Source organism: Clostridium sp. YIM B02551, assembly GCF_022324735.1.
Lineage (GTDB): Bacteria > Bacillota > Clostridia > Clostridiales > Clostridiaceae > Clostridium_T > Clostridium_T paridis.
Genome location: NZ_JAKGTF010000007.1, coordinates 7073 through 26440 on the forward strand (window position 1 = coordinate 7073; position 19368 = coordinate 26440).

At 29.9% G+C, this 19368-nt stretch carries 14 protein-coding genes and 1 tRNA gene; 10 read left to right on the forward strand and 5 right to left on the reverse strand.

Translation table 11 applies throughout. The features are described 5' to 3' along the window. Nucleotides 1–96: 96 nt before the first annotated feature. From L1S47_RS09445 to addA, 7 genes are all read left to right on the forward strand, one after another. A tRNA-Ser gene (locus tag L1S47_RS09445) sits at nt 97–187 on the forward strand. 100 nt (nt 188–287) lie between these two features. Continuing rightward, entirely contained in the window at nt 288–809 is a 522-nt protein-coding gene (locus L1S47_RS09450) for a GNAT family N-acetyltransferase (RefSeq protein ID WP_238883339.1), read from the forward strand. Nucleotides 810–994: 185 nt separating this feature from the next. Beyond that, on the forward strand, nt 995–2434 hold the full coding sequence (treP, locus tag L1S47_RS09455; RefSeq protein WP_238883340.1) for a PTS system trehalose-specific EIIBC component: 1440 nt from the start codon (nt 995–997) through the stop codon (nt 2432–2434). A 103-nt stretch (nt 2435–2537) separates the two neighbouring features. After that, nucleotides 2538–4202, forward strand: coding sequence for an alpha,alpha-phosphotrehalase (gene treC, locus L1S47_RS09460; RefSeq protein ID WP_238883341.1), 1665 nt, complete (start codon nt 2538–2540; stop codon nt 4200–4202). A gap of 35 nt (nt 4203–4237) precedes the next feature. Next, on the forward strand, nt 4238–4945 hold the full coding sequence (gene treR / locus L1S47_RS09465) for a trehalose operon repressor (protein WP_202769046.1): 708 nt from the start codon (nt 4238–4240) through the stop codon (nt 4943–4945). Nucleotides 4946–5073: 128 nt separating this feature from the next. Further along, nucleotides 5074–8535: a helicase-exonuclease AddAB subunit AddB gene (gene addB, locus L1S47_RS09470; protein WP_238883342.1), complete on the forward strand. Its 3462-nt coding sequence runs from the start codon at nt 5074–5076 to the stop codon at nt 8533–8535. 2 nt (nt 8536–8537) lie between these two features. Continuing rightward, a complete protein-coding gene (gene addA, locus L1S47_RS09475) occupies nt 8538–12266 on the forward strand; it encodes a helicase-exonuclease AddAB subunit AddA (RefSeq protein ID WP_238883343.1) in 3729 nt (1242 codons plus the stop codon). A gap of 44 nt (nt 12267–12310) precedes the next feature. On the opposite strand, the gene crcB (L1S47_RS09480) is transcribed toward addA, so the two are convergent. The 4 genes from crcB (L1S47_RS09480) to L1S47_RS09495 all read right to left on the reverse strand — a co-directional run bounded on the left by crcB (L1S47_RS09480) (nt 12311) and on the right by L1S47_RS09495 (nt 15744). After that, nucleotides 12311–12664 carry a fluoride efflux transporter CrcB gene (gene crcB / locus L1S47_RS09480; protein WP_238883344.1) on the reverse strand — a complete coding sequence of 118 codons (354 nt, stop codon included), beginning with the start codon at nt 12662–12664 and terminating at the stop codon, nt 12311–12313. A 3-nt stretch (nt 12665–12667) separates the two neighbouring features. After that, nucleotides 12668–13117: a fluoride efflux transporter CrcB gene (gene crcB, locus L1S47_RS09485; protein ID WP_238883345.1), complete on the reverse strand. Its 450-nt coding sequence runs from the start codon at nt 13115–13117 to the stop codon at nt 12668–12670. Further along, complete coding sequence (locus tag L1S47_RS09490) at nt 13114–14469, reverse strand: CCA tRNA nucleotidyltransferase (RefSeq protein WP_238883346.1); 1356 nt, start codon at nt 14467–14469, stop codon at nt 13114–13116. Before L1S47_RS09490 ends, crcB (L1S47_RS09485) begins: the two co-directional genes overlap by 4 nt. A 96-nt stretch (nt 14470–14565) precedes the next feature. Continuing rightward, entirely contained in the window at nt 14566–15744 is a 1179-nt protein-coding gene (locus tag L1S47_RS09495) for a L,D-transpeptidase (protein ID WP_238883347.1), read from the reverse strand. 168 nt (nt 15745–15912) lie between these two features. On the opposite strand from L1S47_RS09495, the gene L1S47_RS09500 reads away from it, so the two are divergent. From L1S47_RS09500 to pepT, 3 genes are all read left to right on the forward strand, one after another. Then, the gene (locus L1S47_RS09500; protein WP_238883348.1) at nt 15913–16692 is read left to right on the forward strand and encodes a DUF1189 domain-containing protein; all 780 of its coding nucleotides are present in this window, start codon (nt 15913–15915) and stop codon (nt 16690–16692) included. Nucleotides 16693–16761: 69 nt separating this feature from the next. After that, nucleotides 16762–17568, forward strand: coding sequence for a DUF1189 domain-containing protein (locus L1S47_RS09505; protein ID WP_238883349.1), 807 nt, complete (start codon nt 16762–16764; stop codon nt 17566–17568). A gap of 18 nt (nt 17569–17586) precedes the next feature. After that, nucleotides 17587–18807 (forward strand): peptidase T, encoded by a 1221-nt coding sequence (gene pepT / locus L1S47_RS09510; protein ID WP_238883350.1) that lies wholly within the window; start codon nt 17587–17589, stop codon nt 18805–18807. 40 nt (nt 18808–18847) lie between these two features. Here the strand turns inward: pepT and L1S47_RS09515 are convergent, their stop codons facing one another. Then, on the reverse strand, nt 18848–19249 hold the full coding sequence (locus L1S47_RS09515; protein WP_202769056.1) for a DUF6465 family protein: 402 nt from the start codon (nt 19247–19249) through the stop codon (nt 18848–18850). Nucleotides 19250–19368 lie beyond the last annotated feature (119 nt).

Genomic DNA, 19368 nt, shown 5'->3' on the forward strand with positions numbered 1-19368 from the left:
AAGGCACCGGTCTTGAAAACCGGCGTACCTTCACGGGTACCTAGGGTTCGAATCCCTATCTCTCCGCCATTTTATATAAATAATTATTTTTAGCTTGGAGAAGTACTCAAGTGGCTAAAGAGGCGCCCCTGCTAAGGGTGTAGGTCGGGCAACCGGCGCGCGGGTTCAAATCCCGCCTTCTCCGCCAAGATAGAACGATATAATCGTTCTATTTTTTTTTGTCTAAAACATAATATAGTAGTATATAATAATTATAGATTACTTATTTTGACAGGGGGTAAGTTAAAGTGTTGAAGGGTGAAATGGTATATCTAAAAGCTATTGAAAGAAAGGATATGAACATAATATATAATATTTGTTCAGAGAAAGAGGTAAGATTATATGATGGTGGTGGTATGGAATTACCTCCATATAAGGATATAATGAAGAATTACGATAAGTTCATGACTATTGATAGAAAAAGCCTTACAATAATAAATGAAAAGAATGTAATAATAGGATACATTAGTTATAAAGAACTTCAAAATACAGTTGGAGTATATGATATAGGAATAACCATCGGGAGCAGATATTGGGGAAGAGGTTATGGGAAGGATTCTGTAAGAACATTAATTAAATATTTGTTTGAGACTCAATCAGCTCATAGAATTGAATTAGAGGTAGTGGTTAACAATGAGAGAGCTGTTAACTGTTATAAAGCGTGTGGATTTATAGAGGAAGGCAGAAAGAGAGAAAAGTATTATAATAATAAAAAATATTATGATACATTAGTGATGAGTATTTTAAAACAGGACTATAGAAGCCATTAAGATTAGCGAAAGAGCCAATTTTAATGGCTTTTTCTAAATTAAAAAATAAATTTTGAAAACGTATTGACTAAACTTGTACGTACAACTATAATGTAAATATAAAGAACTTGTACGTATAGGTATTGAATGATAATGTTTACTAAAATTTATCAAGTTACAAAAATATTGTGGGGGGAATAACAATCATGGGAAAATTCAAAAGTGACGCAGAGCAATTACTTAAGTTCGTTGGTGGAAAAATAAATATATCAGCAGTAACCCATTGTGCAACAAGAATGCGCTTTGTACTTGCTGATCCAAAAGTAGCTGATGTTAAGGCTATAGAAGCACTTAAAAGTGTTAAAGGTACATTTACACAAGCAGGACAATTCCAAGTAATAATCGGAAATGAGGTTCCAACATTCTATAATGAATTCGTAGCTGTTGCTGGAATTGATGGTGTTAGCAAAGATGAAGTAAAGGTTGCAGCAAAAGGTAATATGAGCTTTATTCAAAGACTACTTGCTGGACTAGCAGAAATCTTCACACCACTTATACCAGCATTGGTAGTTGGAGGTTTGATATTAGGTTTCCGTAATGTAATTGGAGATATTAAATTATTAGAAAATGGGACAAAGACTATAGTAGAGGTATCTCAATTCTGGGCAGGAGTACATTCATTCTTATGGTTAATCGGTGAAGCAATATTTCATTTCTTACCAGTAGGTATAACATGGTCTATTTCTAAAAAAATGGGTACAACTCAAATCTTAGGTATTATATTAGGTATTACATTAGTTTCACCACAGTTATTAAATGCATATGCAGTAGCTGGAGCAAAAGAAATTCCATTTTGGGATTTTGGATTTGCTAAAGTTCAAATGATAGGATATCAAGCTCAGGTTATACCAGCTATGTTAGCAGGATTCTTATTAGCATTCTTAGAGACAAAATTACGTAAGATAGTTCCAGAATATATATCAATGATAGTAGTTCCATTCTTCGCATTGGTTCCTACTGTATTGATTGCACATACAATTTTAGGACCAATAGGTTGGAAGATAGGATCAGCAATTTCATTTGTTGTTTATACAGGTTTAACATCAAGTTTAAAATGGTTATTTGCAGCACTTTTTGGTTTTGCTTATGCACCATTAGTTATTACTGGATTACACCACATGACCAATGCAATAGATATGCAACTTGTAGCTGAATTTGGTGGAACAAACTTATGGCCAATGATTGCATTATCTAATATAGCTCAAGGATCAGCTGTTTTAGGTATGATTTATGTTAATAGAAAAGATGAGGATGAAAAACAAGTATCAATACCAGCATGTATATCATGTTATTTAGGTGTAACTGAGCCAGCTATGTTTGGTATCAACTTAAAATATGTATATCCATTCCTATGTGCTATGACTGGATCTGCACTTGCAGCAGTTGTTTCAGTTGGATCAGGTGTAATGGCAAACTCAATAGGAGTTGGAGGACTTCCAGGAATACTATCTATAAAACCTCAATTTATGGCAGTGTTTGCAATATCAATGTTAATCGCAGTAGTAGTTCCATTCATATTAACAGTAATAATAAGTAAAAGAAAAGCAGCAACAGTTTTAGCAGGAAAAGAAGCAGTAGCTAAATAAGATAAATAATATTAACGAGGTTAATCTAAAGACCTTCTCATCTATGGTTTTTGAATTGACCTCGTTAAGAAATTTTTGACATTGTAAAGAGGGGATGTTTTATATGAAGGATTTCAAGAAAAGTGTAGTCTATCAAATTTATCCAAAGTCCTTTAGTGACTCAAATGGAGATGGTTTTGGAGATATAAAAGGTGTAACTGATAGATTGGACTATTTGCAGAACTTAGGAGTAGATTATATATGGCTAACACCTTTTTTCATATCTCCTCAAAGGGATAATGGCTATGATGTAGCAGATTATAAAAATATAGATCCGAGATTTGGAACCATGGAGGATTTTGAAGAGCTTGCATCAGAAGCTAAGAAAAGAAACATAGATATAATGTTAGATATGGTATTTAATCATACTTCTACTGAACATGAATGGTTTAAGGAAGCTTTGAATGGTAATGAAAAATATAAAGATTATTATATTTTTAAAGCTCCAGTGGATGGACAAGAACCTACAAACTGGATATCAAAGTTTGGTGGTTCTGCATGGCAGTATGTAGAGAAATTTGATGAATATTATTTACATCTTTATGATAAAACACAAGCTGATTTAAACTGGGAAAATCCACAAGTTAGAAATGAAATTTATGATATAGCTAATTATTGGATTGAAAAGGGAGTAAAAGGGTTTAGACTTGACGTTGTTAACCTTTTATCTAAACCAGAAACACTTGAAAATGATTATAAAGGTGATGGACGTAGATTTTATACTGATGGACCTAAAATACATGAGTATTTAAAAGAACTAAATAGAGAAAGTTTTGGTAAGCATAAAGATATATTAACAGTAGGGGAAATGTCTTCTACCTCAATTGATAATTGTATTAAATATTCAAATCCAAAAGAAAAAGAATTATCCATGGTATTTAATTTTCACCATTTAAAAGTTGATTATAAAGATGGTGATAAGTGGACATTAATGAAATTTGATTTCTTTGAATTAAAAAATTTAATTAATACTTGGCAGATAGGAATGGAAGAAGGAGATGGATGGAATGCACTTTTTTGGTGTAACCATGATCAACCACGTATAGTCTCTAGATTTGGAGATGACAAAAAATATCCTAAAGAATCTGCTAAGATGTTAGCAACTACCCTACATATGTTAAGAGGAACTCCTTATATTTATCAGGGTGAAGAGGTCGGAATGACTAATGCTTATTTCGATAATATTGAAGATTATAGAGATGTAGAATCTATAAACTATTATAATATTTTAAAGAAAAATGGTAAAAGTGAAGAAGAAACTATTGAGATTCTTCAAGCTAAGTCAAGAGATAACTCTAGAACTCCGATGCAATGGAATGACGATAAATATTGCGGATTTACAAAAGGAATTCCATGGATACCAATAGGGAAAAACAAAACTATAAATGTTGAAGCAGCGCTTAGAGATGAAAATTCAGTATATTATCATTATAAAAAGTTAATAGAATTAAGAAAAAGTTATGATATCATAGCTTATGGAGGTTATGAGCCTTTATTATTAGATAATGATAGAGTTTTTGCCTATACAAGGCGTTATAAAAATCAACTATTAGTTGTATTAAGTAATTTTTATGGTGAAGAAATAACAATAGATTTAAGCAAAGAGGTAGATATAAAAGAATATAATACTAAAAATATATTGATATCTAATTATAAGGATTCAATATTGGAAATGAATAGTATATTACTTAGACCTTATGAATCAATAACATACCTTCTTGAGAAGTAGAAGAGTACATGTTAAAATATTTATGGTGATTGAAAATGAATAGTAAATATTTTACATTGTATAATAAAATTGTTGAAGAAATTGAAAATGGGACTTTGGATCATGGTTCAAAACTTCCTTCAGAAAGTGAATATATGGATAAGTTTAATATATCTAGGGATACAGTAAGAAAGGCTCTAAACATGCTAGAGCAGAACGGATATATTAATAAGGTAAAGGGTAAAGGATCTTTTGTGCTAGATATTAATAGACACAATTTTTCAGTGTCTGGATTGATTAGTTTTAAGGAAATGTCTGAAAAAATGGGTGAGAAAACTAGAACATATGTTAAAGAACTTGAACTTATAGATGGAGATGATTTCCTTAGTAAAAAACTTAATACCGAGGATAAAATTTGGAAAGTCTTTAGAGTAAGAGAAATAGGTAATAAAAAAATAATATTAGATAAAGATTATTTAAATAGCGCCTACGTAAATGAATTAACTAAGGAAATATGTGAAGATTCCATATATAATTATTTAGAAAATGAATTAGGTCTTAAGATTGGATTTGCTAAAAAAGAGATAACAGTTCAACCATGCTCAGATGAAGATAGAAAGTATCTTAATGTAAAAGGCTTTGATATGATGGTTGTAGTAGATACAGTAGTGTATTTACAAGATGGAACATTATTTCAGTATACGCAATCACGACATAGACCAGATAAGTTTAAATTTGTAGATTTCGCTAGAAGAAACTATTAATTAAATATTTTATATATTTATGGAAAAGATAGGGTGTATCAAAATTATTTTGATACGCCCTATTTTTAATTTATAATGTATATAATTAGAATATAATGAAAAGGAATTATTTAAAAGGAGAGATGCTTATGGGCATTAAGTTTATATATGGAAGAGCTGGAGTCGGTAAGAGCTATTTTTGTCTTCAATCAATTAAAAAGAGAATTGATGAAAAAAAAGAAGGAAAATTTATATTAATAGTACCAGAGCAGTTTACTTTTAGAACTGAAAGTAATCTTCTTAAGTTTGCCACAGAAAAAGCTTTGCTACAAACTGAAGTTCTGAGCTTCAAGAGAATGGCCCATAGAGTATTCTCTGAGTGCGGTGGAGCTTCAATCATTAAGATAAATGAGTCTGGCAGAAGTATGATAATATATAAGGTTCTGCAGGAATTAGATAAAGAATTAAAGATATTTAATAAGGCCTCAAAACAAAATGGATTTATTGAAGTAATATCAACCCTAATAACAGAATTTAAGAAATATAATGTAACTCCAGAAATATTAGAAGATTTGTCAAAGTCTTTAGAGGATAGGGATACAGAGCTTAAATACAAACTTGAGGATTTAAAGCTCATATATTCTAAGTTTGATACTTATCTGCATGAGAACTACATTGATAGTGATGATGAACTTACAATGCTTGCTGAGAAGCTATCTGGGTGCACTATATATGATAAAACAGAGATATGGATAGATGAGTTTACAACATTTACCCCTCAACAGTATGAAGTAATAAAGATATTAGCTAAGAAGGCTAAGAATGTTTACATAACATTAGTAGGGGAGCAATGGAACAACTTAGACGATATTGATAATACTGATTTATTTAACGTAACAAAGAATACTGAAAAGAGAATTCTTAGGTTAATGGAGGAGAATAGAATTCCTTTTGATGGGGTAATTGACTTAAATAATGAAGTTCCTTATAGATTAAGAAATTCAGAAGAGTTAGCTCATCTAGAGAGGTACTTTTATTCATACCCTTTTAAGGCATACCCAAAAGATAATAAAGATCTAACAATATATAAAGCAGCTAATAGTTATGAAGAGATAGAGGAAATTGCTAAAAATATTAAAGAATTAGTTAGAGATGAAGGCTATAGGTATAAGGATATTTCTTTAGTATGTAGGAATATTGAAGACTATGAGAAAATAACTGCTGTTATATTTAATGAATATGAAATTCCATATTATATCGATAAGAAAAAAGATATATTAAATAATCCATTTGTTATATTAATTACATCATTATTTGAACTACAAAATAAAAACTGGAATTATGAGAGTATGTTTAAATATTTAAAGACAGGGTTAACAGGAATAGATAAAACCTACATTGATATAATAGAAAACTATGTATTGGCTAATGGAATTAAGAAGGCTAATTGGCTTTCAGAAGATGAATGGGAGTACTATCCACTAAGCTTTGGAGAAGTTACTGAGGAAGATCTCAAAATGAAGGTACTAATTAATGAGATAAGAGATGAGATAAGAACTCCTTTAATTAATTTCTATAAAAAGACTAATGGGAAAAGGACAGTTAGAGAATTTTGCGAAGGTGTTTATGATTTTCTTATAGAAATTAAAGCAATAGATACGGTAAAAAGTTGGATAGATAAGTTTTCAGAGAGAGGACTTAAGGAGAGGGAAAAAGAGTATTCACAAATTGTTTCAATAGTAATGGAAGTGCTAGATCAAGCAGTTCAAGTTATGTCACAGGAAAAGATGGATCTAAAGAAGTTCTCCATAATCATTAATGGAGGTTTTGAAAAGTATGAGCTTGGATTAATACCATTATCATTAGATGAGGTTACAATAGGGGATATTGCTAGAGTTAGAAGTAAGGAAATTAAGATATTATTTTTAGTTGGAGTAAATGATGGAGTTATACCTGCTGCCATAAAAGATGAGGGAATACTATCTGATAAAGATAGAGATACAATGAAAACTAGAGGTATACCACTAGCTTCTGATACAAAGGTTAAAGCCTTCGAAGAGCAGTTATTAGTATATACTGCACTATCCTTTGCCAGTAAAAAGCTAATAATTAGTTATCCTATGGCTGATTTTGAAGGAAAATCTCTTAGAGCGTCAATAATAATACCTAGACTTAAAAAGATTTTTCCAAAACTAATTGAAGAAAGTGATATTAGTAGAAATCAAGAAAAATATAATAAAGTTATATCGCCAACGCCAACCTTCAATAATATGATAGAGGCTTTAAGAAGAAATTATGATGATGAAGAAGTAGAGGAATATTGGGGTGAGGTTTATAATTGGTATAAAAATCATGAAGAATGGCATCAAAAAGCCCAAAATGTTGAAAGGGCTTTATCATATACCAATATGGAAGACGACATAGATGAAGATAAGGTTAGAAAATTATATTCTACTGCAAATGGAAGAATGATGTTCTCTGTTTCAAGGCTAGAGAAATATGCACAATGTCCTTTTTCTTATTATGTTCAGTATGGATTAAAGGCAAAGGATAGAAAAATATATGAATTTTCAGCTCCAGATCTAGGATCATTTATGCATGAGATTCTAGACGGATTTACTAATTACGTTAAAAATGAAAAGATCAATTGGAGCGAATTAAATAAAGAAAGATGTACGCAAATAGTTTCTACTTTAGTTGACAAGAAACTAGAAGAGAATCAAGGATTTATACTAAATAGTTCAAAAAGATATAAGTATTTTACAGATAGATTTAAGAGAATTCTATCAAAATCAGTTTCAGCAGTCTCAGAACACATGAAAAGAAGTACCTTTGAAATATATAAAAATGAGTTTGAATTCTCAAGCTTTAAGGATGCTGAGCCAATAAAGATTAAGGTGAATGATGGAGAAGAGGTCTTCTTAGTAGGTAGAGTAGATAGAGTTGATGTGGCAGAAATAGATGGGGAAAGTTATATAAGAGTTATAGATTATAAGTCTGGAAGCAAAAAGTTTGATTTAACAAAGCTTTATCATGGGCTTCAAATTCAACTTTTAGTATACTTAGATGCATTGATTAAAAACTCTAAATACTTTTTAAATAAAAATACTTTGCCTGGAGCCATCTTATACTTTAGGATAGATGATCCACTAATTTCAGTTGATAAAAGAATAACTGAGGAAGAGATAGAGAAGAAAGTGTTGTCGTCATTTAAGATGGATGGGTTAGTTTTAAAGGATCCTAAGATAATTAAAGCTATGGATGATGATCCAGGACTATACTCAGTAGTTATTCCAGCAGGAATAAAGAAGGACGGAGAGGTATCCTCAAGTAGTTCAGTAGTAACAGAAGAACAGTTTGAGGTTTTAAGAAATTATGTTAACCATAAAATTAAAGAGTTATGTTCAGAAATGCTTAAAGGAAATATAAAGATAAATCCCGCAAAGGAAAATACATTTACTTATTGTGAGTTTTGTGATTACTCATCAGTATGTCAGTTTGATCCTAACCTTAAAGATAATAAGTATAAGTTAATTAAGCTTAAAAAGAAGGATGAGGTTTGGGAGGATATGAATAAGGTGATTAATTCAGAGAAGAAAGGAGGGGAATAGAAATGGCAACAAAGTGGACCAATGAGCAGCTTATGGCTATTGATACTAGGGGATGTAATTTATTAGTTGCAGCAGCAGCCGGTTCAGGAAAGACTGCTGTACTAGTTGAGAGAATAATAAAGATTATTACTGATAAAGAAAATCCAGTGGATATAGATAGACTTCTAGTTGTTACATTTACTTCTGCAGCAGCAGGAGAAATGAGAGAAAGAATAGCAGATGCTATTTCAAAGGAATTAGAGAAAGATCCTAATTCTAAGATATTACAAAAACAGCTTACATTGCTTAGTAGAGCTAATATAACTACAATGCATTCTTTCTGTTTAGATGTAATAAGAAATAACTTTCATGAAATAGATTTAGATCCATCCTTTAGAATTAGTGATGAAACAGAAGGAACACTAATGAAGCTTGAGGCTATTACTGAAATATTTGAAGAACTCTATGAAGCAGAAGATAAGGAATTTTTAAACTTACTAGATGCTTATGGAGGGGGAAAAGATGATAAAAGACTTCAGGATTTAGCACTAAATTTATATGAGTTTTCTATGAGTGGACCGTGGCCTGAAAAGTGGCTAAATGAAAAGGCAGAAGAATTTAATATAACTAGCGAAACAGAACTAGAAAATTCTAGTTGGATAAGAGTGTTAAAGGAATCAATTAGTACAGAATTACAAGGAGTAATTAGGAATTTAGAAGCAGCTTTAGAGTTAGCAGAAAATTCTGCTGGATTAGAGCCATATGGGGAAAACCTTAGGGAAGATATATCACTTATAAGGGATATAAGTGAAAAGCTATATTCTGGCAGCTTAGAAGAGTTATATAGGGCAATTAGTTCCATAGAATTTTCTAAACTTAAAAGAGTGTTAGCAAAAAATGTTGAGGAACCAAAGGTTCAAGAGAGAATAAAGAAGGTAAGAGATGAAGCTAAAAAGTCCCTGGGGACTATTTCCCAAGAAATATTTAATGCCCCTCCAAAGGATATAATTAGTGACTTAAGAATTACCTATCCATTAATGAAATCTTTAACTAAACTAGTTATTAAATTTAAAGATACTTATGAGGAAAAGAAAAGAGAAAGAGGAATATTAGATTTTAATGATCTAGAACATCTTTGTTTAAAAATACTCATAAATGAAGAATCAGAATCAGTAGAACCATCACAAGTGGCTCTAGGTTTTAGAGAAAAGTTTGATGAAGTATTAGTTGATGAATATCAAGATTCTAATAATGTTCAAGAAACCATAGTATCATTAGTATCAAGGAAAGAACTTGAAAATCCAAACTTGTTTATGGTTGGAGATGTTAAGCAAAGTATTTATAGATTTAGGCAGGCAAAACCAGAACTGTTTTTACAGAAGTATAACAGTTATTCTGCTGAAGTAGGAAGTAAAAACAGAAAAATAATGCTTTATAAAAATTTCAGAAGTAGAGAAGAGGTAATAAGCGGAGTAAACTTTGTATTTAAAGAGCTTATGTCTGAAACTCTAGGAGAATTAGAATATACTGAGGAAGAAGCTCTAAATCTAGGGGCTTCCTATCCAGAAGCAGATATAGATGAAGCAATAATAGGTGGGGCACTTGAACTTCATATAGGAGAAAAAACTCCAGAAGAGGCTCAAGTGGTTGAAGAAGAAAGTGAAGAAATAGCGGAAGAGGATGAAGATTTAACAGGCGTACAATTAGAAGCAAGAATAGTGGGAAAAAGAATAAAGGAACTTATGACAGCTAAAGATGATAAAGCTTTCATGGTTATGGATAAGACTACGGGAACTTATAGAAAAGTTAGGTTTAAGGATATAGTAATTCTTTTAAGAGCAACTAAAAATTGGTCAACTGTGTTTTCGGAAGAATTAGGAGCTTTGGGGATTCCTGTATATTCTGATACAGGTACAGGATATTTTGAAACTATAGAAATAAGAACTATATTATCACTATTACAAATTATAGATAATCCACTTCAAGATGTACCTATGCTTGCATCCTTAAGAAGTCCTATTTTCTCATTTAATGCAAATGAATTAGGAGAGCTAAGAATACTTGGAGAAAATAAATATTTTTATGAAACTATTGAAGATATAGTAGAAGGTAGAATAAAGGCATCAGAAGAATTTAAGGAAAAGTGTAATTATTTTATCACAAGTTTAAGCAAGTGGAGAAAAAGGGCTACATATACGCCTATAGATGAATTCATATGGTATCTTTATATGGACACATCTTATTATGGATTTGTAGGGGCTATGCCAAATGGAGCTCAGAGGCAGGCTAACTTGAAGATTTTATTCCAAAGGGCAAAGCAATTTGAAACCACAAGTTTTAAGGGATTATTTAATTTTATAAACTTTATTCATAAGCTAAGAAAGTCTTCAGGAGATATGGGAAGTGCAAAGATACTTGGTGAAAATGAAGATGTAGTTAGAATAATGAGTATTCATAAAAGTAAAGGGTTAGAGTTCCCCGTTGTGTTTTTAAGTGGTACTGGTAAGAAATTTAATCTGATGGATTTAAATAAAGAGGTTATGTTCCACGATGAATTAGGCTTAGGGCCACAAGTTATAGATCTAGAACATAGGTTAACATATCCGTCCATAGCTAAGAATGCTATTAAGAGAAAAATTCTTTTAGAAACCTTATCAGAAGAAATGAGAATACTTTATGTTGCATTAACTAGAGCAAAGGAAAAGTTGATTTTAACTGGCTCAGTAAGTAATTTTGAAAAGGCAGCAGAAAAATGGAATTCTTCAGCATCAATGGGTGATGAAAAGATACCAGCAGCGGAATTAATAAAGAAGAGAAGTTTTTTAGATTGGATTGGGATAGCTCTTTGCAGACATAAGGATGGAGATATGCTAAGGGGTTCTAACGAAGTATCTAAGATAATTGATGGTGATAAATCTAATTGGAACATTAAGTTGTGGATAAAATCTCAGCTTGTTGGGGATGAAATTTCAACTGATGTGGATAAAACAGAAGAAAAAGAATTATTTGTAGATAAGAAAATAAATAAAGTAGATGAAGAGATTGAAAGAAGATTAGGATTCAAGTATGAATATATAGAATCTTCAATACTACCATCTAACATATCCGTTTCAGAACTAAAGAAAAGGGCTTATAGTGAAATAGTTGAAGAAGTTTCTCAAGATTTATTTAAAACTGATTTTATAGCTAAGCCTAAGTTCTTGCAAGAAGAAAGAGGATTATCTGCAGCGGAGAGAGGTACAGTTATTCACTTTTTCATGCAAAAACTTGATTTATTAAAAGGTAATACTTTTGGTGAAATAAAAGAACAGTTAGAGGAACTTGTATCAAGAGAATTACTAAGAGAAGATGAGGCAAAGGTAATAAATATAAATAAGGTAAGAAATTTTATAAATAGCAGTTTAGGAAGAAGAATGCTTGAGTCAGCGAGTCAAGGTAAAAAAGTTGTTAGAGAACTTCCTTTTTATACAGAAATAAGTGCATTAGAATTTAATAAAGAGCTTGGAAAAGAATATAAAGATGAAAATATAAGACTTCAAGGAGTAATAGATGCTTATTTTGAAGAAGAGGATGGTATAGTTTTATTAGACTATAAAACAGACTATGTAGAGGAAGGAACCATCGATAAAATAGTAGATAGATATAGACTTCAATTAGATTACTATACTCGAGCTTTGGAGAAAATTACAGGTAAAAAAGTAAAAGAAAGATATTTATATCTATTTGGTATAGATAGAGAAATTAAGATATAAAAACAAAGGCTGAGGCACTAAATAATTAGTGCTTCAGCTCTTTTTTATATCTTAACAATTATAGAACCTAAGTAAAATCCTAATACACCCAAAATAAGAGAGCCTAAAATATAAATAAAAGCATTTAGCTTTTCCTTGTCTTTAAATAAATTAAAACCTTCATACATAAAGGTCGAAAAAGTTGTGTATGCACCTAAGAAGCCATCAGCTAAAAGCAGCATAGTGTTATTGCTTACTCCTATAGAACTAACTATTCCTAATAAAATAGCACCTGTAACATTTATAATAAATGTTCCTAAAGGAAAAGATTTATTAGATTTTTCACTTATGTATTTTCCGAGAATATATCTTACGATACTTCCAGTTCCTCCGCCTAATGCAACTAAAATATATGACATCTATTAAACCTCCTCATCTATTGAAGCTTCAGCATCTATTTCATTTAAAGTATTATTCTTAAGTATAAACTTAGAAATAACCTTTCTAGTAAAAAGGACTCCTAAGTAAGCTGCTATTAGGCCAAGAATAACTGAAGAAAATAAATAGAATATAGAAGAATAATAGTGTCCTTGGCGTATAAGGTTAACAGATTCCTTACATAAAGTAGAGAATGTTGTAAAAGCACCAAGAAAACCAGTTGCTATACCTAGTCGTATATTTGAATTAAAATCGTAAACTTCTAATGCTGTTGTTAAGACTAATGCTAAAATAAAGCTTCCACAAATATTTATAACTAATGTATTTAGTGGAATTACTCCTGAATAGAAGCTTGTAATATCAATATTTTTTATTAAATATCTTAAAATAGCTCCAAGCATTCCACCTATAAAGATAAAAATATATTTTTTCATAAGTCATTGTCATTCCTTTTTTTATAATATTCAGTAGCAAGTGATATTAGTGTATGCTTATTATTGAGATTTGGATCTTCAAGAACCATATCCATTAAGTAGTCTAAAATAACGCCGACTTCTTTACTAGGTTTTAAGTTTAGAGAGTCCATGATTACTTTACCATTTACCTTTAATGAATTTTTACTTAAAGGTTCAGAGGACTCTATTATTTCTTTAGTTCTCTTCTCCATATAGTCTAAGTCAGACAAAACTTTAAATGGAGGTGCTGATGATAATATATCAGCTCGTTGTAGTTTAAATAAATCAAAAACTAAGTCTATAGAAACTCTATTAATTAGTCTTTTGAGTGCAGCATCTGAAGGGTTGAATAAAATATTCATATGTTCCTTAACTAAGATAGATGCTTTATTAATAGTATCATTATCAAAGGTTAGTCTTTTTAAAATACTTACGCACATTTCTGCTCCAATATTTTGATGATTATAAAAGTGTCCGTGACCATCTTCTCCAATAAAGAAGCAAGGTGGCTTAGCTATATCATGGAATAAGGCAGCTAACCTTAAATGAACTTTATTAGGAACCATCTTAACAACAGAGAGTGTATGTTCAAAAACATCCTTATTATGATACGGAGTTTTTTGATCAAAATCAACAGTAGATTGAAGTTCAGGTAGTATATGTTTTAGAATACCAGTAGAATTTAACAACCTTAACCCACTAGTTGGATAAGGTGAAGTTATAATCTTAAGGAATTCTTCTCTTATTCTCTCTGAACTTATATTTAGAATGAGTTCAGAATTTTTTTTAATTGCGTCTAGAGTGCTTTTTTCAATGGTAAAACCTAATTGGCAAGAAAAACGAATAGCTCTTAGCATTCTTAAGGCATCTTCATTAAATCTTTTATCTGCATCTCCAACAGCACGTATAAGCTTTGAGTTTAAATCATTAATACCATTGAAATAGTCCATTAATCCATATGTTTCATTGTATGCGAAAGCATTTATAGTGAAATCTCTTCGAGCTAAATCTTCTTTAAGAGAGGAAACAAATGTTACTTCCTCGGGTCTTCTATTGTCTTTATATTCACCATCAATTCTATAGGTAGTAACTTCAAAGGGAATAGAGTTCTCCATTACTGTAACAGTTCCATGCTTTAGTCCTGTAGGAATTGTTTTATTAAAAATTCTTATAACATCCTCTGGAAGAGCATTTGTTGTTATATCAAAATCCTTTGGAGCTAAGGATAATAAGGAATTTCTAACTGATCCTCCAACCAAGAAGCCTTCAAAGCCATTATCATTTAACTTATCTATAATATACTTAACCTCTTTTGGGTAAGAGATAAACATAAATATCACCTCAAATATTCTAAAATAAATATTTAAACTTATTCTACTATAAATAAAAGGGATGTATCAAATTATTTTAATACATCCCATGAATTGTTAATTAATTATGACTTTAGTTCCTTTATTTATATTATCATATAGCCATTTTGCATCCTCTAAAGATAAACGAACACAACCATGTGATAATGGAGCTCCTAATGAAGGATCTATAACTGTCTTTTTATCTTCTTCGAAAGGAATTGAATGGAACAAGTAGTTACCTTGGAACTGAACCCAGTACTTAGCACCTTGTTTATATTTGTCAGAATAGAACCAATCTCCTTTTTCTTGAACTTGATAAACTCCTTTTGGAGTATCTGTATCATCTTTACCTGTTGAACAAGAAAGAGTTTTTAATAATTTCCAATTATTTTTTGTTCCTTTAAAAACATAAGTCTTTTGATTAGTAATATTAACATAAAGCATATAAGAGGTTAAGCTAGTAAGATTTAGAGTATTAATATTACTAAGGCTTAATGATAAGGGAGCTGTTGATGCAGCCTTTGAAGAATTAGATGTATTTTTACTTGCTAAGTAATCAGCTTTCTGTTTTTCATAGGATGCAATAGTATCTGAGATTTCCTTATCATCATTGTAATAATCTTTAAGATCAGATTTTATGAGATTTATGGCATCAGTATAATATTTCTGGCTTGCCAAATCATTTGCTTTATCTAGAGTAGCCTTTTTAAACTTATCTAGGGAACTTTTTTCATATTCTAAAGCTAATTTATAATTTGAATCATACTCAGAAACTTTTGAAAAATTCGTAATTGAGGCTTTGTAATCTTCACTTTTAATAGCATCTAAGCCCGCTTGAAAGTTTTTATTTGACTCCTTAATGGTAGGTAATGTTGCTTTAAAGTCTTCGATCTCCTTTGAAAAAAGTCCATAATAATCAATTTTTGATACTAAGTAAAGTGCTTCACTTTCTGAGATATCAGCATTTTTATATGAATTAATAGTGCTACTCAGAGAGTCACTTAAGAAGTTTTTTAAATCTCCTTTAAACATCAAAAGCTTAACAGGATTATATGTCTGACTAGATATGGCTATTTTACTTGCTTCAGTATAATCCCCATTATTAAACTTTGCTTTGAAGTTTTGAATTAGATATGTATAATTTACTACTGAAAAAATAACTAAGGAGGTAGATATGGATAATATTAAAATGTAGAAGAATATAAAAACTTTGTTTTTATTTATAAGTGATTTAATAGAAAATTTTTTATTCATATAAAGCCCTCCTGATTGGAAAAATTTATTATGATTATTGACCAAAAACTTAAAGAATAAACAAAAGAAAGATATTATAAATTTTTTTAATGGTTAGAATAATAACTAAAGTAGTACTTATTCCATAGGAGGTGAGATTTAGCCAAGTATGTAATTTGGCATTAAGTTATGGAGAAAATTAATTTTTTAAAAAAGATTTACATAAGCATTATCAAGCCAAAGGATTACTATATTTTAATTAGAGAAACAGTAATTAAGGCTATTCTATATATGATGATCCTAACATTAATAACAGGAATTATAAGCTTTATAGTACCTGCTATGGGGTATTATAAGTTCATATCGCTAATGGAAAATGAAATAAATAACGGATTTCCTGAATTTACTCTTAAGGATGGAATTTTGGATGTAAAAGAAAGAGAACCTATAGTAATAACAAAGAAAAATAAGCCTACTATTATAATTGATACGTCAGGAAATACTTCAGAGAATGTACTTAATAAGTATGATAAATGTATACTTATATTAAAAGATAGGGCCATATCAAAGAGAAATAGATATAAAATAGATAGGGCTACATATGACTTTTTAGATGGAATGAGCTTAGATAAGAAAAAAGCACAACAATTTATTCCTAGGCTAAAATATGTAGTATACTTAATAGTATTTTTAACACCCTTATTAATTGTTATATTAAATTTATTTTTAGCACTTATGATATCATTAATTGGAACATTAATTAATGCAGTACTCAAGTGGCCGTTAGAATATAAAAATATTTATAAAATATCAATTTACTCTATAACACTTCCAATTATTATTGCAGCTATTCTTAGAGTAACAGGAATATCAATAAGTTATAGATATTATTTTTATATAATAATTGGAGGAGTATATGTAATGATTTCAATGACTAGAGGGTTAAAGAAAATGGTGGAAAATACATAATTCTATAGGTATTTGCATGTAAATAATGTATAATAATAATTACATGGAAAATTAAGGGGGAATTATATAGTGGAAAAATTGAATATTTTTCAAAAGTTTATATATAGTATCACCAATATAAAAGGTTATCTAGTATTTTTAAGAGAAAAGACTGCTAAGGGAGTATTATATATACTATTATTAAGCGTGATTTTTGGGGGAATTAAAGGTTATGATTTATCAAGAGATGTAAAAATCTATTTTGATAATGCAAGAACATATTTAGAAGAAAATAAAAATAACTTTAAACTTGAGAATGGAAAATTAACTATAGGAACAAGACCAATTCTAAAAGAAGAACAGAATACATTATTATTTATAGATACAAGTTATGATTATGATCAATATGATCAAAACAAACTTGCTCAATTAAACATAGAGAAGTATATGACATCTACCCTTATATTTAGAGATAAAGTTATAGTAAATAATAATGGAAAACAAACAGTTCAGAAGTTTTCAGAACTTGGATTTAACCTGGATGTTAATATGATAATAAATATATTATCAGCAACTACACTTGTAATGATAATTTTAACTATATTTACAATAATTCAAGTATTTATTGGAAATATATTATGGGCAGTGGTACTAGCTTTAGCAGGATTAAGCGCAGCTTACTGGTTTAAGGTTAAGATTAGATTTAAAGGCTTATATAGAATTTCATTATATGCATTAACTGCATCTATAATTTTAGATACCATTATATTTTTAACCAGAGTAGTCATACCATTTTTTGATATTATATATATAGTTATAGCTTTCGTATATTTAATTTTAGCTTTGAAGCATATAAAAGAAGAAGTTTCAGAAGAAGAATTATTTATTATTGGATAAAGAAAAAGGAGAAATTAAATGAAAAGAGTACAGGATAGATTTTTAGAATACGTTAAAATAAACACAACAGCAGATGAAAGTACAGGAACAACTCCAAGTTTTAAGGGCGAATTTGATTTGGCAAATGTTTTAGAGAAAGAATTAAAGGCATTTGGCTTAAAGGATGTTGAAGTATGCGAACATGGATATGTTTATGGAACACTTCCAGCTAATACTGATAAAGAAATACCAGTTATAGGTTTTATATCTCATATGGATACTTCTCCAGATATGACAGGAGAAAACGTAAATCCACAAGTAGTTAAATATGATGGCGGAGATATAATACTTAATAAAGAAAAAAATATAGTGTTATCACCAAAAGAATTTCCTGAGCTTGAGGATTATAAGGGAAAAGAACTTATTACAACTGATGGAACAACCCTTTTAGGTGCAGATGATAAAGCAGGCATTTCAGAAATAATGACTGCAATAGAGTATTTAGTAGAGCATCCTGAAATTAAGCATGGGGAAATAAGAATTGCATTTACTCCTGATGAAGAAATTGGTGAAGGAACTAAATTCTTTAATGTTGATAAGTTTGGAGCAAAGTATGCGTATACAATAGATGGTGGAACTATAGGAGAATTAGAATACGAAAACTTTAATGCAGCTAGTGGTAAGGTTATAGTTAAGGGAAGAAATGTACATCCTGGGTATGCTTATAACAAGATGATAAATTCTATGAAAATAGCATTAGAATTTGATGCACTTTTACCTCAAATGGAAGTGCCTGAAAAAACTAAGGGATATGAAGGATTCTTTCATTTAACAGATATAAAAGGAGAAGTAGAAGAGACTACTTTAAGCTATATAATAAGAGATTTTTCTTTTGAAGGATATAAAAATAGAATGAATCTAATGAAAGAAAAAGCTAAAGAATTAAATGAAAAATATAAAATGCAGTTAGTTGAAGTTGAAATAAAAGAAAGTTATAGAAATATGAAGGAAAAAATAGAGCCGGTAATGTTTGTAGTTGAAAATGCTAAACTAGCTATGGAAATGTCTGGTGTAGTTCCTAACATAAGACCAATAAGAGGGGGAACAGATGGAGCAAGACTTTCATTTATGGGAGTACCAACACCAAATATATTTACAGGCGGAGAAAATTTTCATGGAAAATATGAATATATTCCAATAGAGTCTATGGAAAAGGCTGTAGAAGTAATTTTAAATATCGTTAATGTTTATACAAAATAAAAAGTTATCGGATAATATTAGTATTATCCGATAACTTTTTTTAGTTAAGGTCAACAATATAGGTATCTGAAGTATTAATAACTACATAAACTTTGTTTTCTGAAACATTAAAATATAGCTTTAAGCTTTTAACTTTTAATAAATCAGTTTTTCCTTCTAGGGAAGAATAAACTCTAGATATAAGATCTTCTTGAGATATTTGATTTCCTTGATATTCTATAAATAGTTCAGGTTTTAATGTAACTTTTTTAGCTTTTCTTGCAGTGGTTTTAACTACTTTTTCCCCTTCTTCAGCTAATCCACCAACTGTATCTTTTACTCCATCTACAGCTTTTTTTACACTTTCTTTGTTAAGAGTAGTAGATATTTTTTTTGAAGTAACCTTTGCAGCGGTATTTACGCTATCTATTACTTCATCAAGAACTTTTTTTCTATGTGGCATTTTGATTCCCCCTTAGTATCTATTACTACCATAATTATACTATAGCTATAGATAAATGTAAATAATTGGATATTTACATAAACCTTAACTCTAAATTAAGTTTCATATAAAAAAATCTA